This window comes from Leucobacter sp. WKLB1 (genome assembly GCF_059696215.1).
In genome coordinates, this window is record NZ_AP046115.1 from 1,929,723 (window position 1) to 1,951,696 (window position 21,974).

The 21,974-nt window shown below is 68.1% G+C and carries 16 protein-coding genes; 3 read left to right on the forward strand and 13 right to left on the reverse strand.

What is annotated here, in order from left to right:
* Positions 1–12: 12 nt before the first annotated feature.
* From ACZF5Y_RS08770 to lepA, 6 genes are all read right to left on the reverse strand, one after another.
* Positions 13–789: a 16S rRNA (uracil(1498)-N(3))-methyltransferase gene (locus tag ACZF5Y_RS08770; RefSeq protein WP_497532254.1), complete on the reverse strand. Its 777-nt coding sequence runs from the start codon at positions 787–789 to the stop codon at positions 13–15.
* A gap of 2 nt (positions 790–791) precedes the next feature.
* A complete protein-coding gene (dnaJ, locus tag ACZF5Y_RS08775; RefSeq protein WP_497532255.1) occupies positions 792–1,889 on the reverse strand; it encodes a molecular chaperone DnaJ in 1,098 nt (365 codons plus the stop codon).
* 57 nt (positions 1,890–1,946) lie between these two features.
* Positions 1,947–2,984 (reverse strand): heat-inducible transcriptional repressor HrcA, encoded by a 1,038-nt coding sequence (gene hrcA, locus ACZF5Y_RS08780; RefSeq protein ID WP_497532256.1) that lies wholly within the window; start codon positions 2,982–2,984, stop codon positions 1,947–1,949.
* A gap of 164 nt (positions 2,985–3,148) precedes the next feature.
* Positions 3,149–4,375, reverse strand: coding sequence for a radical SAM family heme chaperone HemW (hemW, locus tag ACZF5Y_RS08785; RefSeq protein WP_497532257.1), 1,227 nt, complete (start codon positions 4,373–4,375; stop codon positions 3,149–3,151).
* Positions 4,376–4,381: 6 nt separating this feature from the next.
* Entirely contained in the window at positions 4,382–5,389 is a 1,008-nt protein-coding gene (locus tag ACZF5Y_RS08790) for a DUF1990 domain-containing protein (protein ID WP_497532259.1), read from the reverse strand.
* The gene (gene lepA, locus ACZF5Y_RS08795; protein ID WP_497532260.1) at positions 5,386–7,239 is read right to left on the reverse strand and encodes a translation elongation factor 4; all 1,854 of its coding nucleotides are present in this window, start codon (positions 7,237–7,239) and stop codon (positions 5,386–5,388) included. Before lepA ends, ACZF5Y_RS08790 begins: the two co-directional genes overlap by 4 nt.
* A 320-nt stretch (positions 7,240–7,559) precedes the next feature.
* Here lepA and rpsT point away from each other — a divergent pair, with 320 nt between their 5' ends.
* Positions 7,560–7,820 (forward strand): 30S ribosomal protein S20, encoded by a 261-nt coding sequence (gene rpsT / locus ACZF5Y_RS08800; RefSeq protein ID WP_497532262.1) that lies wholly within the window; start codon positions 7,560–7,562, stop codon positions 7,818–7,820.
* 124 nt (positions 7,821–7,944) lie between these two features.
* On the opposite strand, the gene holA is transcribed toward rpsT, so the two are convergent.
* The 5 genes from holA to ACZF5Y_RS08825 all read right to left on the reverse strand — a co-directional run bounded on the left by holA (position 7,945) and on the right by ACZF5Y_RS08825 (position 16,955).
* A complete protein-coding gene (gene holA, locus ACZF5Y_RS08805; protein ID WP_497532263.1) occupies positions 7,945–8,985 on the reverse strand; it encodes a DNA polymerase III subunit delta in 1,041 nt (346 codons plus the stop codon).
* Between the two features lie 69 nt (positions 8,986–9,054).
* Complete coding sequence (locus ACZF5Y_RS08810; RefSeq protein ID WP_497532264.1) at positions 9,055–11,625, reverse strand: ComEC/Rec2 family competence protein; 2,571 nt, start codon at positions 11,623–11,625, stop codon at positions 9,055–9,057.
* The gene (locus ACZF5Y_RS08815) at positions 11,622–12,578 is read right to left on the reverse strand and encodes a ComEA family DNA-binding protein (protein ID WP_497532265.1); all 957 of its coding nucleotides are present in this window, start codon (positions 12,576–12,578) and stop codon (positions 11,622–11,624) included. Before ACZF5Y_RS08815 ends, ACZF5Y_RS08810 begins: the two co-directional genes overlap by 4 nt.
* A 137-nt stretch (positions 12,579–12,715) precedes the next feature.
* Positions 12,716–15,241, reverse strand: a complete 2,526-nt coding sequence (gene leuS / locus ACZF5Y_RS08820; RefSeq protein WP_497532266.1) for a leucine--tRNA ligase — start codon at positions 15,239–15,241, stop codon at positions 12,716–12,718.
* Positions 15,242–15,452: 211 nt separating this feature from the next.
* Entirely contained in the window at positions 15,453–16,955 is a 1,503-nt protein-coding gene (locus tag ACZF5Y_RS08825) for an anthranilate synthase component I family protein (protein WP_497532267.1), read from the reverse strand.
* A gap of 34 nt (positions 16,956–16,989) precedes the next feature.
* Here ACZF5Y_RS08825 and ACZF5Y_RS08830 point away from each other — a divergent pair, with 34 nt between their 5' ends.
* Both ACZF5Y_RS08830 and ACZF5Y_RS08835 read left to right on the forward strand, forming a co-directional pair.
* The gene (locus ACZF5Y_RS08830) at positions 16,990–17,694 is read left to right on the forward strand and encodes a maleylpyruvate isomerase N-terminal domain-containing protein (RefSeq protein ID WP_497532268.1); all 705 of its coding nucleotides are present in this window, start codon (positions 16,990–16,992) and stop codon (positions 17,692–17,694) included.
* Entirely contained in the window at positions 17,691–18,521 is an 831-nt protein-coding gene (locus tag ACZF5Y_RS08835; RefSeq protein ID WP_497532269.1) for an aminotransferase class IV, read from the forward strand. Before ACZF5Y_RS08830 ends, ACZF5Y_RS08835 begins: the two co-directional genes overlap by 4 nt.
* Here the strand turns inward: ACZF5Y_RS08835 and cydC are convergent.
* Together cydC and cydD are read right to left on the reverse strand one after the other, a co-directional pair.
* Entirely contained in the window at positions 18,496–20,241 is a 1,746-nt protein-coding gene (cydC, locus tag ACZF5Y_RS08840) for a thiol reductant ABC exporter subunit CydC (protein WP_497532270.1), read from the reverse strand. The genes ACZF5Y_RS08835 and cydC overlap by 26 nt on opposite strands.
* The gene (gene cydD / locus ACZF5Y_RS08845) at positions 20,238–21,959 is read right to left on the reverse strand and encodes a thiol reductant ABC exporter subunit CydD (protein ID WP_497532271.1); all 1,722 of its coding nucleotides are present in this window, start codon (positions 21,957–21,959) and stop codon (positions 20,238–20,240) included. The genes cydC and cydD overlap by 4 nt, the downstream gene beginning before the upstream one ends.
* Positions 21,960–21,974: the final 15 nt, after the last annotated feature.

Sequence of the window (21,974 nt, forward strand, 5' to 3'; positions counted from 1 at the left end):
GCGCCTCGGCCCTTACCAGCGCCCGAACGTCGTATTCAGCACGGCAATCGCAGCCGGCCCCGCCGAGGAGGTGCGGAGCACCGTCGTTCCGAGCACCAGAACGTGTGCCCCCGCTGCCTCGAGCGCGTCGAGCTCGGCATCGGCAAACCCGCCTTCTGGGCCGACGACGAGTACGACGTCGTCGATCGCATCTGCACTGGCCGCGGCGGATCGCCCCCACTCCGACAGCGTCAGCGCGCCCCGCGGATGCAGCGCGATCACCGCGGAACGATCACTCCGTGCCAGGAGTTCGATGTCGGAAAGCGCGACGGGTTCGCCCACCACCGGAATCGCGGCCCGCATCGACTGCTTCGCCGCTTCACGCGCAATACGCTGCCACTTCGCGACGCCCTTCGCAGTCTTCTCAGCACCGCCCGCGCCGTCCCAGCGCGAAACGGAGCGGCTCGCCTGCCAGGGCACGATCGCGTCGACGCCGAACTCGGTCGCCTGCTCGACGGCGCGCTCGTCGCGATCACCCTTGGCGAGTGCTTGGACGAGCACGAGGCGCGGCCCGACCGGGGCGTCACCGCCCTCGACATGATCGATGCGCACGCTGAAGCGATCCTTCGCGACCTGCTCTGCGGTGCCGGCACCGATCGCGCCGCGACCATTGCCCACGAGAATGCGCTCGCCCGCGCGCAGACGGCTCACGCGAACCGCGTGCCGCGCCTCCTCACCGGTGATCTCGACCAGCGCGCCCGGGGCGAACGCCGCATCGTCGAGATCTTCCCGGTAGTAGAGGTTCGCCATGCTCAGCCCTGGCGGAAGAAGCGGTCGCGAATCTTTCCGAAGAAGCCTTGGTGGAACTCCCCGAGATGCGGCTGCTCGTCCTTGCGAAGCGCGGCGAGCTGGCGCACCAGATCTTTCTCTCGGTTCGACAGCTTGGTCGGCGTCGCCACCTGCACCGCAATCTTCAGGTCGCCGCGCGTCGTACTGCGCAGGCCCTGGATGCCGCGCCCGCGCACCGTCAACATGTCGCCCGACTGGGTACCGGCTTCGACTTCGACCTCGACCTCACCGTCGAGCCCCGCGAGTTTCGCGCTCGCCCCGAGAATTGCGTCGGTCATCGACAGCTGCATCGTGCAGAGCAGATCGTTGCCGTCGCGGCTGAAGATATCGTGGTGCATCACGCGGAACTCGATGAACAGGTCACCATTGGGTCCGCCGCCCGGGCCCACCTCACCACCGCCACGCATCTGCAGGCGAGTGCCGGTATCGATGCCCGAGGGCACATCGATCGGGAACGTGCGGCGCTCGCGCACGCGCCCCTTGCCCGCGCACTCGACGCAGGGATGCTCGATGACCGTGCCGTACCCCTGGCAGCTGCCGCACGGGTGCATCGTGACGACGTTGCCGAACAGCGAACGGACCTGGCGCTGCACCTGACCCTGCCCGCCGCAGACATCGCAGGTGACGGGGTGCGTGCCGGGCTGGCAGCAGCTGCCCTGGCAGACGTTGCAGAGCACGGCCGTATTGACCGTGATCTCGCGCTGGGTGCCGAAGATGACGTCTTCGAGCGATACGTCCACGCGAATCATCGCATCGTCACCGCGCTCCGAACGCGAGCGCGGGCCGCGCTGACCGCCGCCGAAGCCGCCCCCGAAGAACGTCTCGAAGATATCGCCGAAGCCCGCCGCACCGCCCTGGCCGCCGCCCATGTCGTAACGCTGACGCTGCTCGGGGTCGCTGAGCACATCGTAGGCGTGCGTCACATCTTTGAACTTCTCTGCTGCCTCTTCGCCCGGATTCACATCCGGGTGCAGCTGGCGCGCCAGGCGCCGGTAGGCCTTTTTGATCTCTTCGGGGGTCGCCTCGCGGGTGACTCCGAGGGTCTCGTAGTGATCGGCCACGCTGTTGTACTCCTTGGGGGTTGGTGGTGGAACGTGTGGGTCGGACGAGGCGGCAGCTTACCGCTCCTCACCCAGGAATCGGTTGAGGTATCGGGCAACCGCGCGCACCGTCGAAATGTTTCCGGCATAGTCCATGCGCAGCGGGCCGAGCACGCCGAGCTTCGAGACGGCGATGCCTTCTTCGTACGTGGACGCGATGATCGAAGTCTCAGATAATCCGTACGGTTCGTTTTCGCGCCCGATCGAAGCAGAAACCTCTCTGCCATCGTGCGCGAGTTCGCCGAAGAGTCGCAGCAGGGTCACCTGCTCTTCGATCGCCTCGAGCACCACGGGCAACGATCCGGCGAATTCACCGTCGGGGCGCGACAGATTCGCTGCGCCGGCGACGGCGATGCGGTCGTTGCGATTGGCCTGGAGCTGGTCGGAGACGACGGTCAGCACGCGCCGCACGAGGTCAATTTCATCGGGTTGCGCCCAAGTCTCGATATCTGCCTCGAGTTCGGCGACGGCTGCAGCTGCAGACTCGACGTCGATGCCGACCGCCGCTTCGGCGATCCGCTGACGCAGGCCGTGTACCCAGGCCTCGGTGACGCGCGAAGCCGGCAGCCAGGCGACCTGTTGTTCGACGACCCCGCTGCCGAGAATCAGCACGCTCAGCACCCGATCTTCACCGAGCGCCACGAGGTCGATGTGCCGCACCGCGGTGCGACGCAACGACGGGTACTGCGCCACAGCGACCTGATTGGTGAGCTGCGAGAGCAGACGCACGGTGCGGGCCATGACGTCGTCGAGATCCGAGGAATCGCCGAGGAAGCGCTCGATCGCCGTGCGCTGAGCGACCGTCAAGGGGCGAATTCGGGCCAGCGTGTCGACATAGAGCCGGTACCCCTTGTCGGTCGGGACGCGACCCGACGATGTATGCGGCTGCGCGATCAGCTCGTCTTCTTCGAGCAGCGCCATATCGTTGCGGATCGTCGCCGCGGACACCCCGAAGCTGTGGCGATCGACGATCGCCTTCGAGCCCACGGGTTCGTTCGAGGAGACGTAGTCGCTGACGATCGCGTGCAGTACGGCAAGGCTGCGCTCGGAAACCATTGCCCCTCCTGACGCCGAATCGTGGATGCGGGCCCCGCGCACAGGCGCTGGCACTCGCTTATTCCGAGTGCTAAGCCTACCGCAGTCCGGCGACCAGGAGGCATTCGGAGCGGCGGCTCCGTGTTCGCCTGCGGCGAGATCGGTGGTGTGCGCTCCGACGCACGTCAGCTGCCGAGCAGCCGGTGCACGACGGTATCCGCGAGCAGTCGACCGCGCAGGGTCGGGATCACCCGACCGCCGATTGCGGCGCGCCCGTCGATGAGTCCGTCGGCGATGAGCTGCGGGATTGCCCGACGCTCCTCCGCCGACAACACCTCGGCAGGCAAGCCCTCGGCGATCCGGGTTTCGAGCAGAATGCGTTCTTCACGGCGTGACGCATCGGTGAGTGTTTCGCGCGAGTGCGCTGGGGAGACGCCCGCCGCCATGCGCTGCGCATAGGCACCAGGGTGCTTGACGTTCCACCACCGCACGCCGCCGACGTGGCTGTGGGCGCCTGGCCCAGCAGCCCACCAGTCTTCGCCGGTCCAGTACGAGAGATTGTGCCGGGAGCGGGACTCAGGGGTGCGCGACCAATTGCTGATCTCGTACCACGAGAAGCCAGCGGCAGCGAAGCGCGCATCGGCGAGCTCGTACATCTCGGCGTGCAAGTCCTCGTCGGGTTCCGCCACCTCGCCACGACGAATCTGCGCTGCGAGTTTCGTGCCGCGCTCGATGATCAACGCATACGCCGAAATGTGATCGGGAGCGCACTCGAGTGCGGCGTCGATCGAGCGTTCCCAGTCGGCAAGACTTTCGCCTGGTGTGCCGTAAATGAGGTCGACGCTCACCTGAAGGCCCGCGTCGCGAGCCCATTCGGTGACGAGCGGCACGCGCTCGGGCGAGTGGGTGCGGTCGAGTGTGGCGAGCACGTGCGGCACTGCAGACTGCATGCCGAAACTCACGCGGGTGAAGCCGGCCTCGGCGAGCGTGCGCAGGTACGCGGCGTCAACGGAATCGGGGTTCGCTTCCGTCGTCACCTCAGCTCCCGGCGCCAGCCCCCACTCCTCGCGGATGCGGCCGAGCATGGCCGAAAGGTCGCTCGCCGGCAGCAGCGTCGGCGTGCCACCCCCGAAGAACACGGTCGAAACCGGGCGTTCGGGAAGACCCGCGTCGCGGAGCACCGACGCGCCCAGCGCGAGCTCCTGGCCGACTTGAGACGCGTAATCGTCACGCGTCGTGCCGCCGAGCTCACTCGCGGTATAGGTGTTGAAGTCGCAGTACCCGCAGCGGACACGGCAGTACGGAACGTGCACGTAGACGCCGAAGTTTCGGTGTTCGGCCCCGATGGCGACACTCGCAGGAAGCGAGCCGTCTTCGGGAGCCGGATCACCCTCGGGGAGCGCGCTCGGCACGGCGGATCACCGACGGCTGCTCGGCCGACGCTGATGCGTGGTCGACACGGGCACTTCGGATGTGGAGGGGTCGTCGTCTGAGGCCCCAACCGGTTCAGCCACCGGGCTCGATTGCGGCGATTCCGGCTCATCAGATTCTTCGGGCTCAGCGGACTCAGTCGTCTGCTCCTTCACGATCAGCTCTGATGCCGCACTCGACTCAGACGACTCATCGGACGCGGGAGTCCCGCCTGACTCGACGAACTCAGGTTCGAGCACTTCGGGAGCCCCCGGCGACGACTCGACGCGATCGACGACGTCGGCGGCATCGCCGTCGACAGTGATAGCGGCAGGTGTCTCATCGCCTGCCGCCCCCAAGTTGGGTGCGGGTTGTGCGCCCGGGGCGAGGCTCGCGAGTTGCGATTTCACGGCGTCGAGCGCGATGCGCACGTCGGCACGCCCCTTGAGCCCCAGCAGCCCGCTCTTCGGGGCAGCGACGAATCCGCGGGCGACGGCCCACACGGTGTCATCGGGGCGAAATTCGATCGCGAAGCGTTGCTCCCCGACTGCTCCCTCTTCGTCTCGAGTACCCCACGCGAAACCAACGCACCGATCGTCATCGATGGTGTAGATCACGAGTATGCCTCGCGGGTCTTGACCATCTGCGTGCAGTGTCGCTGTCGTTCCGGCGACGATGTACGGTTCGCCGTCGGGCCCGAAGTGCTCTTCGAGCTCACCCGCGGCTTCGGGGATGCCGTCACCCGAGAACGACGGGCCGGCGTACTCCGCTCCCGAACCGCGCACGATGTCGGTGACGCGCACGCCCGAACCGCGTTGCGCGCCCCAGGTCATGAGGAGGCTCGATGCGAGCAGGAAGCGCTCCTGTCCGCTGCCGAGGCGCAGTTCTTCCTCGTACGACGTCATGCCTTCCGGCGGAAACTTGACGATATCGGGTTGCTTCGACGCGCCGACGGCGGCGTACGTCACCGGCATCTCGACGTGGCTGCTGCGGCGCGGGGGCTGCTCCTTGCTCATCGCTTGGCGCCTTCCTTGCCCTCCACATCTCCGGAGAGCGCTGCGATGAAGGCTTCTTGGGGAACCTCGACGCGCCCCACCATCTTCATACGCTTCTTGCCCTCTTTCTGCTTCTCGAGCAGTTTGCGCTTGCGGCTGATGTCGCCGCCGTAGCACTTCGCGAGCACGTCCTTGCGGATCGCGCGGATCGTCTCACGAGCGATCACTCTCGCGCCGATGGCTGCCTGAATCGGCACCTCGAACTGCTGGCGCGGGATGAGCTTGCGGAGTCGCTCCGCCATCATCGTGCCGTAGCTGTAGGCGTTGTCGCGGTGCACGATCGCGCTGAAGGCGTCGACCGTGTCTCCCTGCAGCAGGATGTCGACCTTCACGAGGTCGGCTTCCTGATCGCCCATCGGTTCGTAGTCGAGGCTTGCGTAGCCCTGCGTGCGACTCTTCAGGTGGTCAAAGAAGTCGAAGACGATCTCGCCGAGCGGAATGCTGTAGCGGAGCTCCACGCGCTCGCCCAGGTACTCCATGCCGAGCAGGCTGCCGCGGCGGCTCTGGCAGAGCTCCATGATGGCGCCGACGTAGTCTTTCGGCGCCAGGATTGCGGTCTTCACGACGGGCTCGCGCACGTTGCGGATTTTGCCGTCGGGGTACTCCGACGGGTTCGTCACCGTCACTTCAGTGCCGTCTTCTTTGGTGACTTGGTAGACGACGCTCGGTGCGGTGGCGATGAGATCGAGGTCGAACTCGCGGCGCAGGCGCTCGGAGATGATCTCAAGGTGGAGCAGGCCCAGGAAGCCGCAGCGGAAGCCGAAGCCAAGTGCGACTGATGTCTCGGGTTCGTATTGCAGCGCTGCGTCTTCGAGCTTCAACTTGTCGAGCGCTTCACGCAGCACCGGGTAGTCGGAGCCGTCGAGCGGATACAGGCCCGAGAACACCATGGGCTTCGGGTCGGTGTAGCCGGGCAGCGCCTCGGTCGCCGGGCTGCGCTTCGCGGTGACGGTGTCGCCGACCTTCGAGAGCCGCACATCTTTCACGCCGGTGATCAGATAGCCGACCTCGCCGACGGCAAGCCCCTGCGTCGGCCGCATCTCGGGCGCCGACACGCCGATCTCGAGCGCCTCGTGGTCGTAACCGGTCGACATCATCTGGATCTTTTCGCGCGGCGTCAGCCTGCCGTCGATCATGCGCACGTAGGTGACGACACCGCGGTACGGGTCGTACACCGAGTCGAAGATCATCGCTCGCGGGGCGGCATCGGCCACACCGACGGGCGCGGGGATGCGCTCAACGACGCGATCGAGCAGCTCCTCTACACCGGCGCCGGTCTTGCCCGAGACCTTCAAGATGTCGTCGGGATCGCCACCGATCAGATCAGCGATCTCGCGCGACACGCGCTCGGGGTCGGCAGCCGGGAGGTCGATCTTGTTCAGGACCGGGATGATTTCGAGGTCATTCTCCATCGCGAGGTAGAGGTTCGCGAGCGTTTGCGCCTCGATGCCCTGAGCAGCGTCGACCAGCAGGATCGCGCCCTCGCACGCGGCGAGCGAGCGCGACACCTCGTAGCTGAAGTCGACGTGACCCGGGGTGTCGATCATATTGAGGGCGAAGTCACCAGCATCGGTTGCCCAGTGCATGCGCACCGCCTGCGACTTGATCGTGATGCCGCGCTCGCGCTCGATATCCATCTTGTCGAGGTACTGCGCCCGCATTTCACGGTCGGGCACCGTTCCGGTGACCTGCAGCATGCGGTCGGCAAGCGTCGACTTGCCGTGATCGATGTGCGCGATGATGCAGAAGTTGCGGATCTTCGCGGGGTCGGTCGACGCCGGTGCCGGGGGGTTCAAGCTGCGTGGAGACATTGTTCGCAATTATCGCACGCGCCGGCGCCGGATCGCGCGCGTGCCGACATCTGGTCGGTTTCGAGCAGGAGAACGCCTGAACGCCACGCCCACCCCTGGATCGGTGACGCGTTGCTCGCGAGTCGCGGAAGTCATGCTTCCATTCCATCAAGGACCACCGACATGACTGACGCGACCCGCAATACCGGGTATCACGTTCCGACTTCTGCTAGACTCGACTCTTGGCTTGCGTGTGGTCAACAACCACACCTCCCGTAAGGTGCCCTCTCTCACCGTGCGGATCAAACCCGTCAACTGGATTTCAAAGGACACATCTCAACGTGGCAAACATTAAGTCGCAGCTCAAGCGCATCAAGACCAACCTCAAGGCGACCGAGCGCAACCGTGCGTACAAGAGCGAGCTCCGCACCGTCGTGCGCGCGACCCGCACCGCAATCGCTTCGGGTGACAAGAGCGTCGCCGAGGCGAAGCTGAAGATCGCCGGCAGCAAGCTGGACAAGGCCGTCTCCAAGGGCGTCATCCACAAGAACCAGGCTGCGAACCGCAAGTCGAGCCTCGCTGCCCAGGTCGCAGCGCTCTAAAACTCACTGCGCAGCAGTATTGAGGGCTCCGCTTCGGCGGGGCCCTCTTTCGTGCGCCCGCACGTTTCCCACAGTCGAAGACACGACGCGCGAGAACGACGCCTTTCGAGCGCGCCACCGCGCTTCAGCGCGACGACACCCGGCCGCGCTTCGCGACGAAGAGCAAGTACTTCTCGAGCGCGTACTCGGGGTCACGGCTACCGCCCTTCAGCAGCCACTCGGTCTCCGCGGCCAGGTCGATGGCCCGCGCGAGATCCTCCTCGCGCCACCCCCGCACCTCGCGCAATGCGCGGTCGACCTGCCACGGCGCCATGCCGAGCTCCTTCGCCAATTGGCCGCCGGATCCCGCGGCTCCGTACACCCGAGCCATCGCACGCACCTTCATGTTCAATGCCGCGAGCATCGGAATCGGATCGGTGCCGGTCGAGAACGCCTGACGCAGCAGCACGAGCGCGTCGGCAGCGCGCCCCGCTGTCGCGGCGTCTGCCACGCGGAAGGCGTTCGTCTCCACGCGCCCCTCGGTGGCACGGGTGACCTGATCTTCGTCGATGCGCGTGCCCACGTCAGACACGAGTTGGGTAATCGCTCCGGCGAGCTCACCGATTCCGCCTGAGTACGCCGCAGCGAGCTGACGCACGGCACCCGGAGTCGCCTGCGCGCCGGCCCGACGAAACTCTGCCTGCACGAACGCCAGGCGGTCCTGATCCTTCTTCATTTCAGGACAGACCACTTCGATGCCGGCTCCCGCGCCACCACGCACCAGATCGAGCAGCGCTTTTCCACGCTGCCCGCCCGAGTGCCGCAACACGAGCGTCGTGTCGTCTGCGGGCTCGACCACGTAACGCTTCGCATCTTCGAGGAACGCGTCGGAGCACTTCTCGACGCCGTCGACCCGGATGAGACGGGGCTCGGCAAAGAGCGACGGACTGGCAATGGTGAAGAGCTCCCCTGCCGTGTATGAAGCGGCATCCACGTCATGCACTTCGAGGTCGGTGTGCGCATCGACGAGAGCAGACTTGATCGCCTGGCCGGCGCGATCGGCAAGAAAGGCTTCGGGACCCGAAATGAGCACGACGGGAGCCGGTCGAGCCTCGCTCCAGTCGAGCTGCTGAATCTTCGCCTTCGCAGCACCCGCCCGGGGTGCCGCTTTCCGTGCCTGTGCCACCTCACCAGCCTACCGGCGCGCTCAGACATTCAGGCGCGCGAGGCCGTCCGTACCGGAGGAGCGCCGATGTCATTTCCCCCGCTCAACCCAGGTGCGCAGCGCCCCCGCGCGGCCGCTCAGTGCGATGGACCCGAGCTGATCCGTGCGCAGCGCTCGCGTTCCCGCCTGCGCCAGGCCCTCGAGCGCGGAGACCGTCGGGTGACCGTACGAGTTGTCTGCTCCGACCGAGATCAACCCGACTTCGGCGTGCACGAGCGCAAACAGCGCCGGATCGAGGTCAGACGAGCCGTGATGCGCGACTTTCATGACGTCGGCCTCGAGCGCTGCGCCTGACCGTTCGAGTGCAAGCTGCTCAATCTCCCCGGTATCGCCGAGGAGGAGCACCGTGAGTTCACCGGTGTGAACCCGCAGCACCTGGCTCGCTGCGTTCGTATCAGCGGGGACGATATCTGGAGCAGGCGCGAGCACTTCCCAGCGCAGGTCTCCCAGTGCGCCACGCACGCCGGCGACCCCGGGCGTCACCGGCACGCCGGCCTCCGAGAGCGTTGACACGACCGGGCGCGCGTCCCCGTCCTCACGATTGTTCGGCGCGACCAATGCGCGCTCGACACGATCGATGATAGACGGGAGTGCACCGACATGGTCGCGATCGTCATGGGACAGGACGAGGATCGCCACACGTCCGATGTCGAAACGGTCCAGGCATGCGGCCAGCAGCTCAGGGTCATCGCCCGTATCCACCAGCATGACGGTGTCAGGTGCGCCGGGATCGCGCAGTATCAGCGCGTCACCCTGCCCCACATCGCAGGCCACCACGCTCCAATCTCCGGGAGTGCCGATCTGATCCGCAGTCGGCACGATCAATGTCGGGCCGAGGAACACTCCGGCAGCCGCAGCCGAGAGTGCGGCGAGCCAGACACGTATCTTCGTCGGACGCGGGCGCACCTCGCCCCACGGGTCGGGTCCGCTCGCCAGTGTCGAGCGAGATTCGGCGCAAGATGCTCGACCCACCTCGCTTGTACTGCGACTCCCCCGCGCACCCGAGCCTCGCGACTTACCACCTCGTTCACCGGGGCGATCGCGCAGGATCCACCACACGATCAGTACCAGCGCCTCGACCGCTCCGAGTAACAGCGCGCCGCTCCATCCACCCGGCCAGAGCCAACGCGCGGCCGGAAGCGCAGCGGTCACTGCAGCGGTCGCCTCGATCCATCGCGCCGCGATCGCCGCGCCCCACACGCATGCCGCCGCCGCTGAGCTCGAGACCGGGGCTGCGAGCATGGCGAGCAACCCGAGGCCCGTGCCCCACGGTGCCGCGGGCGCGGCGAGCACGTTCGCGACCAAGCCTGCAGCAGGGAAACCATCTTGCACCAGCAGCAGGAGCGGCCCGCAGGCGAACTGTGCGGCAATCGCCACTGCAACCGGAAGGCGCACCCACTGCGGCACCGCGAACACTCGACCCATCGCTCGCGAGATGCCGGGAGCCCAGAGCAGGATGCCCGCGGTGGCCGTGACCGAGAGCGCGAATCCGGGTTGAAGCGCCTGCCAGGGGTCAGCGATCAGCAGCGTGAGAATCGCGAGCGCCAGACAGGGAAGCGCCGATGCGCGCTTTCCGCCGTACCCGGAGACCAGCACGACCGCGGCCATCACCGCTGCCCGCTGCAGGCTCGCATCGGGCCCGACCACACCGACGAAGCCAAGAAGTGCGAGCGCTGAACCGATGATTCGCCCCCGCCGCCCGACACCGATTCTCGCGACGACGGAGGCCATCGCCGACACGACCAGCGCGCAATTCGCACCGGACACGGCGACGAGGTGGGTCAATGAACTCTGCTGCATGTCTGCGTTCAATTGGTCGGAGACCAATGACGTGTCGCCGACGGCAAACCCGGGCACGAGCGATGCACCTGGCACTCCCGCCGAAAGATCGCGCAATCCCCCGCGCAGATGCGTCGCCCACCGGCGCAATAACGCCTGTGTTCGATCGACCGCACTCGCCCCATCGGAGTCACTCCTGATCTCGGCCTCGGACACGCGCACGCCGTACGCGGCCGTTGAACCGGGCTCGAGCACCACCAGTCGGCCCTGCACCCGAACTCGTGAACCCGGCGCCCACTGCTCTACCCCGTTCGGTTCATCGAACCACAGCACCACCGGCACCGCCCCGCTGTGACTCAGCGCTGCAGCGGACACCCACCCGGCACGTCGTCCGTCGGCATCCGTGCCGAGCTTCGGAAACGCACGCAGCGTCACCTCGAGTTCGAGGGGTGAACCGCGCTCGGCCGCACTACGGAATCCCGGGTCGGCTCGGACCGTTTCGAGCGCGTCCACCCGCGCGCCCAGCACCACGGCGAAGCCGCACAGCACGATCATGCAGGCGAGCACACATCGCGCAGTCACCCAGCGCGTCAAGACAATTGCGATCGTGCCGGCCAGTGCCGCTCCGATGGCGAGCCGGCAGCCGGTACCCGGGAGCACGATACACGCGGACACCACGGCCCAGATCACGAGTGCCGGGGCGAACAGGCGCCAGTTTCCCGGTGTCGCGCGCGTCGCGGAGGCAAATGGGTCGGGCGCGGGTGCGGAGTGGCCACTCACGGCTGAGGGATCATCGGTTGCGGGTGCGGAGCGGCGGGTCATGGCGCGACCAGATCTCTGAATCCCTCAAGTGTCTTCGCTCCGATCCCGGGGACTTCGAGCAACTCATCCACGGAACTGAACCCGCCGTTCGACTCGCGCCAATCGATGATGCGCTGCGCGAGCGCGGGCCCGATCCGCGGTAATGTCTCAAGGTCGGCGACCGTCGCCGAGTTGAGCGACATCTTGCCCGCACTCGCGCTTGCAGATTCAGGTCCGCCAGCGCCCGCCGCCGCGGCCGCCGAGCTTGGACCCGCAGAGAGCCCGCCGGAGCCCGCTTCGGCCCAGAGTGCAGCCAGCGCGGTGTCGGGCACGACGATCTGCTCGCCGTCAACGACGGTGCGCGCCAGGTTCACCGCGTCGAGCTGAGCCGCTTCGGTCGCGCCGCCCGCCGCAGCAATCGCATCGGACACCCGAGCACCCGCAGGCAATTCGACGACGCCCGCGGCTGACACCGCACCGACCACGTGCAGGGTCACCGTGCCGCCGGTTGCGGCAGCGTCGGCGCCGCCCCCTGGCTCGATCACTCCATCGGTACGAGCATCCTCATCGGTATCGCCACCGCCGGCGTTCTCCCCAGCAATGAGATCGGCGTCGAGGGACGCAGCATCAGCGGGCACCGCGTGCCCGCGTGCCATCGTGAACCCAATCGCCACGGCAACGGCTGCGACGAAGACCACCACGCCGACCAGCACAGGGAGAGCGACAGCACGCTTCAGCCGATCTCGGACGCGCGTCGCGGGTGCCCAGGCCAGGGCCCCGGGGGCAGCATCGCTCGACAGACCCGAGGATTCGCCTCGGGCCCAGTGTCCGCGTTCGAGCACACGCTCTGATGTCCAGGCGCGGGCGATATCGACCGGCACGGTGTCAAGAGAACCTGCCTGAGTCTCGCCCCCAGGATGTGGTTCGATCGCTTCATGTCTCGCCGCACCGCGCCCGGCTTGCTCAACGTCCATGCCGAAACGCTATGGGGACGTCGGGTATGAAAAACGCCCGTGGTGGCGATCTGTGAACAGATCGCCACCACGGGCGTCATGCGCGACGCTGTGGACGCGTGCGGTACAGCTCAAACACGGTGCCGCGCCGCCGCGACCTACCCCGCGGGCTTCGTCGCGATGCTCACGATCTTCGGCACGCGCACGATGACGTTGACGATCTGGCGGTCGCCGATCGCGCGCTGCACACCGGCCGACGCACGGGCAGCTGCCTCGGCTTCCGCCTCAGACACCGAGGCGGGAAGCGTCAGGCGATCCCGCACCTTGCCGTCGACCTGCACGACCATGGTGACCTCGTCTTCGACGAGCAGCGACTCGTCGGCGGACGGCCACTCGGCGAGCGCGACGCTCGGCTCGTACCCGAGCTTCGCCCACATGTCTTCGGACGCGTACGGTGCGAAGAGCGACAGGATCTGGGTGATCGCCTCAGCCGACTCGCGCACGGCCGGGTCGACAACACCGGCGCCCGAGTCGATCGCCTTGCGCGTCACATTGACCTGCTCCATGAGGCGCGCGACCACGACGTTGAACTTGTACGCCTCGACGAGCCCCGGGGCGTCGGCGAGCAACCGGTGGGTCGAACGGCGGAGTGCCTTGTCGCCCGCCGCGAAGTCAGCGCCGCGGGCCGCGCCCGAGGCTTCGACGTCGTCAACAATGCGCCAAGCGCGCGCCAAGAACTTCGCAGAGCCCTGCACCGACACGTCGGCCCAGTCGATGTCGTCTTCGGGCGGGCCGGCGAACGCGAGCGTCACGCGCAGCGCGTCGGCGCCGTGCGCCTGCAGCTCGCTCGCAAACTCGACGAGGTTGCCCTTCGACTTCGACATCTTCGCGCCGTCTTGCAGCACCATCCCCTGATTGAGCAGTGACGTGAAAGGCTCATCGAAATCGAGGTAGCCCAGATCGTGCAGCACCTTGGTGATGAATCGCGAGTACAGCAGGTGCAGAATGGCATGCTCGACGCCACCCGCGTACTGATCGATCGGACCCCAGGCGTTGACGACCTCGGGGTCGAACGCCTGCGTGCTGTCGGTCGCCGACAGGAACCGGAGATAATACCACGAGCTGTCGACGAAGGTGTCCATTGTGTCGGGGTCGCGCGTCCAGGTGTCGCCGGTCTCGGAATCGACGACGGTTGCCCACTCGGTGGCCGCGCCGAGCGGCGAAGCGCCCTTCGGCTTCAGGTCGAGACCCTCGGAGGCGGGCAGCTCGACCGGCAGCGCATCGGCTTCGACCGGGCGCATCTCGCCATCGGCACCGTGCAAGATCGGGATCGGCGTGCCCCAGTAGCGCTGACGCGAAATCAGCCAGTCGCGCAGGCGATACGTCGTCGAGGCACGGCCCGTGCCGCGCTGCTCGAGCACCTCGATCGCGCGCGCGATCGCCTCGGTCTTCGACATGCCGTCGAGCTCGCCCGAGTTGACCAGCACGCCTTCACCCGCCGTCGCGATGCCGCTCTCGGCGGGATCGGGCAGCTCGGCGCCCTCGGCGTCGCGCACGTCGACGACGACGCGCACCGGGAGTTCGAACTTCAGCGCGAAGTCGAGGTCGCGCTGATCGTGCGCGGGCACCGCCATGATCGCGCCGTGACCGTAATCGGCGAGCACGTAGTCGGACGCCCAGACCGGGATGCGCTCACCGTTCACCGGGTTGACCGCGAAGTGGTCGAGGAAAACGCCGGTCTTCTCGCGATCGGCGTTCTGGCGCTCGATCTCGGTCTGCTTCTGCGTCGCGGCGAGGTACTCCTGGAAGGCCGATCGCGCCTCCTCGGACGCGCCCTCGGCGAGCTCGGCCGCGAGGTCGGAGTCGGGAGCCACGACCATGAAGGTCGCTCCGTGCAGGGTGTCGGGCCGGGTCGTGAAGACGGGCACCTTCTCGGCGCGGCCCTCGATCTCGAACTCGACCTCGGCCCCGCGCGAGCGGCCGATCCAGTTGCGCTGCATGTTCAGCACCTTGGTGGGCCACTGGCCCTCGAGGTCGTCGAGGTCGTCGAGCAGGCGATCCGCGTAATCCGTGATGCGGAAGTACCACTGCGTCAGCTTCTTCTTCACGACCATCGCGCCCGAGCGCTCAGACGTGCCGTCGGCGAGCACCTGCTCGTTCGCGAGCACGGTCTGGTCTACCGGATCCCAGTTGACCCAGCTCGCCTTGCGATACGCGAGCCCCTTCTCGTACATCTTCAGGAAGAGCCACTGGTTCCAGCGGTAGTACTCGGGATCGCTCGTGTGCAGCACGCGGCTCCAGTCGAACGACGGAGCGTACAGGCGGAACGATGCCTTCTGCTGCGCGATGTTCGCGTACGTCCACTCGCGCGGATCGACGCCGCGTTTGATCGCCGCGTTCTCGGCGGGCAGCCCGAACGAGTCCCAGCCGATCGGGTGCAGCACGTCGTAGCCGCGCCCGCGCCAGTACCGCGCGAGCACGTCGCCGAAGCAGAACGCCTCGGCGTGGCCCATGTGCAGGTCGCCCGAAGGGTACGGGAACATGTCGAGCACGTACTTCTTCGGCTTCTCCGAACCCTCGTTCGGCACCTCGAAGGGCTTCAGCTCATCCCATACGGGAAGCCAGCGGTCTTGAATCGCCTGGAAGTCGTAGCCTTCGGCGTCGCGGCCCTGCTGCTCGGTCACACATACCTCGATCTCGTTCGGGATCGCCCGCCGTCGCGAGCGCACACTTCCGTCCAGGATACCGCGTCGAGCGCTGCGGAATACTCGCGTCGATCGCTCATCACGTGACGGCGCAGGATCGCCAGACGCACGCAGACCTCGGGTTCACGGCGGGGTGGACGGCTGCAACCGAGGGCCTCGCACGCATCGCCGAGAGTGAAGCGGCCGGAGCTTAGTCTGCGATCGCCTTGGGCTCGAGCGCGGCCATCAGCGCCGCCGCTTTGAGGTGTTTCTCGGCGACTTCGCGTTCCGGCACCGAATCGATCGTGATGCCGCCGCCCGCGCCGAGGCTCGCGCGGACGGTGGCGACCGTGCCGTCATCGCGGTATGAGCGCAGCAGTTCGACGCTGCGGATCGTCATGGCGATCTCGGCGTCGCCTCCGCGATCGACCCATCCGAAGCACCCCGAATAGAGCCCGCGCGGGCCGCCTTCGAGTTCCTGGAGCAGCTCCACTGCGCGCCGCTTGGGGGCGCCCGTCATCGATCCGCCCGGGAAGGCCGCGGCGATCGCATCCCAGATTCCAGCTTGCTCGGTGAACCGGCCGGCGACAGTGCTCACCAGCTGATGCACGTGCGCGTGGGTCTCGACCTCGAGGAACCGCTCGACCCGCACCGTGCTCGGCACGCACACGCGACTCAGGTCGTTGCGCATCAGGTCGACGATCATCAGGTTCTCAGCGCGCTCTTTCGGATCCGCCGCGAGTTCCGCCGCAAGGTCAAGATCGGCAGCCACGGTGTCGCCGCGACGCCGTGTGCCCTTGATCGGGTGCGTCACCACCCGATCGCCGCGCACGGAGAGGAATCGTTCGGGGCTCGCGCTCACGAGCGCCCGGTCTCCCGCCTCGACGATGCCGCCGCGTATCGGCGTGCCGACGGCGCGCAGCCGAGCGTAGATGTCGACGGCGCTGCGCGCATCCCGCGGTGCCCACGCCGCATCCGCCGTGTCGGTGAGGCACAGCACGTACGCGTCACCGGCTCGAATCGCGTCGCGGCACGCGTCCACCTCTCTTGCGTAGCTCGCGTCGTCGCGGCGCCACTGCGGATGCAGTGAGACCTGTGCCGCGGGCGCGATCGCGGCACCGCCCGGCTCGGCCGAAGGCCCAGATTCGGCTGAGGCTGCCGGTGCGGATGCCGGTGCGTCGAGGAGACCACCGTGCTCGGCAAGCCAGGCGTCGATCGCGTGTTCGCTCGGGCCGTGCAGCCGCGCGGTCAGCGCATCGTGGTCGATGGCCAGCACCACATCGCAGCGAAGCGCGAACCCGGGTGCGAGCTGGGCACGACGATCGTCACGGACTCGGTGGCCGAAATCGGCAAGCGGCTCGATGCCGAGTAACGCCACTCCGAACTCGTACCCCAGCGCCACCGCCCAACCGCCGGCCCAACCGCAACGAACCGAGCGGTCTCCGCTACCCGCGGTCGGTGCCGCATCAGCCGCCCGCAAAGCATCGAGAAACGCCGACTCGCGACCGCGTTCGGCTCGTCGCACCTCCGACGCGAGCGCGAAGTACGACACTCGCGATTCTCCGGGCGCCGAGACCTCGCCGTCGAACCAGCACCAGGCCCGTCCTGTGGCCGCGAAGCGCCGCGCGAGCTCGACGGCGTCCTCGAAAAACGTGTCCACGGAACGCACGGCACCACTCGGTGCAGCGGGCGGATGGGACCGGTCGTCGGGCATCGTCACAGCGTACCGCCGGTGCTACGCTCACGACATGCAGATCGACGGAATCGCGGAGTCGCGCACGAACTTCGCTGCGGCCGCGGTCTGGGCGGTCGAGATCGTCGATGCGCTCGGCGATGCGGACTGGGAGGGGCCAGGGCTCGGCGCGTGGAACCTGCGCGCGCTCGTGGGGCACACGAGCCGAGCCCTGCTCACCGTCGAAACGTACCTCGCCCGGCCCACGGACGTCGAGGTCGTGCGCAGCGCCGAGGAGTACTACGCGCGCACCCTCGCGCAGCCCAGCACCGATGAGTCTGCAGTGCTGCAGCGCGGCGTCGATGCCGGCGCAGCACTCGGCGCTGACCCGGCGTTGGCGTTCGCAGAGATCGCCGCCCGCGTGCTGCGCGCCGTGCGCGACGCCGGGAACCCGGTGATCGAGACGATCGTGGGCGGCATGCGACTCGATGCGTACCTCCCGACCCGGGCCTTCGAGCTCGTGGTGCACGGCCTCGACATTCAACGCGCCACCGCCGGCTCACGCGGTGCATCCTCTGATGGGCCTGGCGATCCGCCGGCCGAGGTGCTCGCGGGCGGTCTGCAGTTGGCCGGGTCGCTCGCTGCCCGAGGCGGATCGGGCGCCACGCTGCTGCTCGCGCTCACCGGCCGAGCATCTCTGCCCGCGGGATACTCGGTGCTCGCAGCCCCGGCTGCGGCGCCCGACAGCGATCGCCCGGCTCCGCACCGGAGCTCCGCGTGAGCTCCGTGCCGGTCTCGAGTGGCGCTGGGCGTCGCGAGCCGGCCCCCGAGCCGCACCTGCTCGCCGCGGACTCCTTCCGCGTCAGTACGCACGCGGGCGAGCCGCAAGTGCGGGCATTCCCTGCGCATCTGACGCGCTTCGCAGCCACGGCGACCGCCGCCTGGTTGGAGCACGACTGCACCGCAGATCCGCGACACATCGCGGAGGCACTGACAGCGTTCTGCTCCGAGGCGCGCGAGCGCATTGCCGACTCGGGCAATGGATTTCCCCGGCTCGAACTCTGGTCGGCGAGCGCCAAGGCCACCTGTGAACCGTCTGCACCGAGTCTGGCACTCGCGCTGCGCCCGCTCCCCACGCTCGGTGACCGGGTGTCACTCGTGTCGGCTCCGCGCGGCGTTGCGCCCGTGGCCGAACGCAAGGGACCCAATATCGCCCGTTACGGCGCGCTGATTCGCGAGCTGGGGGCCGAGCCGCTGCTCACCGATGAGGCCGGCTGGGTGCTCGAGGGTGCGACGACCAGCCTCGTTTGGTGGCCGGATCGCGGCACCTCGCTGCTGGGTTCCGTCGTGGCGCTGGCCGCTCGCGTGCCGTCCGTGACCGAGGCCACGCTTCGGGCGGCCGTGACGAACCTGGTGCCCGCCCGAGTCACCCCAGACGAACTCCGCGCGAGCGAGGTGTGGGCGGTGAATGCGCTGCACGGCATTCGCCCGGTCACGCACCTCGACGGCACGCCCCTCGCCGTGCCCGACCCCGAACGGCTTGAGCACTTCCGCAGCGTGCTCGACCGGAGCTGGGAGCCCGTCAGAGCGACAGACGGGCCGCGCTGATCCCCTCCGGGAGTACCGTATGGGTGATCAGGATCACCGCACGGTCAGCCGGGACCGCGCCGAGCAGGTCGGTCAGCAGCCGATCGGCGAGTTCGCGGTCGACCCCGGCAGTCGGCTCGTCGAGCACGACCACCGGGAAGTCCGCGAGGATGGCGCGTGCGAGCGCAATGCGCTGCGCCTGACCGCCCGAAATCCACGCGCCGTCGGCGCCCAGACGCGCGTCGAGTCCACCGCGCTCCAGTGCCCAATCGGCGAGACCGACCCGGTCGAGCACGGCCCACAGCTCGTCGTCGGTCGCCGAGCCGCGGGCAGCACTGTCGCGGGCGAACTTCAGGTTTTGCCGCAGGTCGGAGTCGAACAGGTACGGACGTTGCTCGCAGAGTCCGATGATCTCGCGAACGCGTTCGGGTGCCAATTCGCGCGCATCCCTGCCGCCGACGTCGAACCCGCCGCGCGATTCGAGGAACCGCACGAGTGCCAGCGCCAACGTGGACTTGCCAGCTCCGCTCGCTCCGGTGATCACGAGCGTCTCGCCCGCCGCGACGCTGAACGAGACGTCCGCGACCGCATCGTGGTCGGCGCCCGGGTGTCGCACCGCGAGCTGCTGCACCTCGACGAGTGGCGCCCCCGGTTCGGGCGCGAAGACCGACACTGTCTCGTCTGCGTCGTCGGCAAACGTGGCCGGCACGAGCTCGGCCGGAAGCGCCCGCTCCGTCAGATCGGCGACGTGCTCCGCGCTCGCCTGCACTGCGCGCCGGGCGCTGAGCGCTGCCGGCACCTGGGCAAACACTTCGAACACCGCCGCGGGAACCACGACAGCGGCAGCGAACAACGGTGCGGTGAGGGCACCGGGTTCCGTTCCGAGCGCGGGCAGCATGACGAGCAGTCCGACGATCGCCGCGAGTCCCGATGCGAGGCCGAGCACGGCGCCCGAGAACCCGGCGGTGCGGATACGACTGAGCTGCGCCCGCGCGAGCCGACGCTCGGCGTCGCTGATGCGGGCGCGCTGGTGATCCACCGCCCCGAATGCGGTCAGCACCTCGGCCGCTGAGAACCGCTCGAGCAGGGCGTCGACGACTTCGGCACGCGCGGCGCTCACCCGGCGGTCATCGGCCCCCGAGAAACGCGATGACACGACCACGGCTGCGCCGCCGCCGATGAGCAGCGCTGCGAGCAGCACCAGGGCGGCAGGGAAGGAGATCACCGCGATGACCACCACGCTGAGAGCCGTGACCGCGATGCTCACAATGAGCGGCTGCCGCACACGCAAAGGTTCGTCTTGCAACTGGTCGACGTCGTCGACGAACGCGGCCAGCACCTCTCCGCGGCGATGGGATTCGATGCCGCCCGGCACCCGGGGCACGAGCGCCGCGAAGGTGCGCGACCGCAGCGTGGCGAGCTGCGCGAGCGCCGCATTGTGGCTGAAGAGTCGCTCCGCGTAGCGGAACGCGGCTCGCCCGATCGCCAGCGCCCGTACTCCCACTATCGCAAAGGTGAGGTGAAGAATGGGCGGCTGCTCCCCCGCCCGCACGATGAGCCACATGCTCAGCCCGAGCAGACCCACCACGCAGGCATCGGCCAGAACGCCGAGCACGATGCCGGGAGCGCGACGTCGACGGCTGGGCATCGCGCGCGCAAGCACGGCCCGCTGTTCTGCGGTGCGCTTCTGGCCGGTGCGCTGCGCATCCGTGCACTGCGCGGTTTCGGTGAGCCGACTCATCGTGAGACCTCCGAGACGGACGTGTCAGTACCGGGAGCTTCAGCGACGGCCGGCACGATCTGCACGACGCGGTCGGCCGTCGCCTGCAGCGCGGCGCGATGCGTCACGAGGAGCACGGCGCGGCCGGCGTCGGCTTCGGCGCGGGCGATATTGCCGATGCGCGCCTCGCTCTCGGCATCGAGGGCAGAGCTCGGCTCATCGAGCACGAGCGCTCCGCAGTCGAGTGCGCGGGCTCGGTACAGCGCGCGCGCCACTGCGATGCGCTGGGCCTGTCCGCCTGACACTCCGGTACCGCCGGCGCCGAGCTCGAACGCCGTATCGAGGTCTGCGAGGTCCACGTCGGCCAGTGCCGACCTCACCAGGTCGTGATCAATGGCATCGGCTCCGAGTGCGACGTTCTCGGCGATCGTGCCGTGCAAGAGGCCCGGGCGCTGGCCGGCCCACGCGAGGCGGTCGGTTGCGGTGATCGTGCCGCGAATCGGCGCGGTGAAGCCGAGGAGCGCGGCGAGCAGCGTCGACTTGCCGGCGCCTGAGGGGCCTACGAGCGCGACGACCTCTCCGGGGGCGACGTCGAAGCTCACGGGGCCGACCACTCGGCGCCCCCCGCGCGCCACACTCACCGCGTCGAAGCGCACGCCGCGACCCGCGTCCGTCTCGGAGCCCGCCCTCTCCGCCGCAGGCTCCGCGGGAGTCTTCGCGCGCACACACGCAACGTCTCCGTCGTCTTCGATGATGTCGAAGACGCGGGTGGCCGCCGCAAGCCCCTCGGTCGACGCGTGGAAGGCCGAACCCACCTGCCGAATCGGCACAAAGGTCTCTGGCAGCAGCAGGAGCACGAACAGCCCGAGTCCCAGGGGAAACTCTCCGCTGACGAGCCGCGTGCCAACGGTCACGGCGACCAGCGCGATCGAGAACGTGCCGGCGAGGTCGAGCACGAACCCGGAGAGGAACGTGACACGCAGCACCGTCATCGTGCGCGAACGGTACTCGTCGGTCTCCCGAGCGATGCGCGCGACCTGACGTCGCTCTCGCCCGAAAATCCGCAACGTCGCGAGGCCAGCGACGACATCGACGAACGAGGAAGACAGTCGCTGCAGCTGATCCCACTGCCGATCCTGCACCGTCTGCGTTGCAAGGCCGATCAGAATCATGAACACCGGGATGACGGGGAACACGACGACGACGATCAGACCGCTCAGCGGATCGGCGAGGAGCACGGCAAAGATGAGGATCGGCGTCGCCGCCGCCGTCAAGATCAGCTGGGGAATGTAGCCCGAGAAATAGCCGTCGAGCGCATCGAGGCCGCGCCCGAGCACCGTCGCGAGCTCGGCGTCGCTCGCACCGCCATCTCGCTGCGGGGATCGGCGATTGAGCGCGTCGAGCGCCGCCGCTCTGAGCTGCGCCTTCACGGCGACGGCACCCCGCGCGGCGACGACATCCATGCCCCAGCTCGCGGCCGATCGCACGAGCACGGCAGCAAGAGCGCCGGTCACAAGCCACGGCACCTGATCCCGAGCGAACGCCCCCTCATCGATGCGACCCCGCACTCCGGGAATCCCGTCCATGTACGGAAGTGCCGCAGCGGTGATCGCCTGTGCCAGGCACCATGACCAGGCGAGTACTGCCCCGGTGCGCAGCAGGCCGAGGCCGGCCCCGATGAGCAGAACGCCGCGGGCTGCGCGCGCATAGCGAAGCAGTCTCGGGTCGAAGGGTTTCACGAGATTCCTGACGAG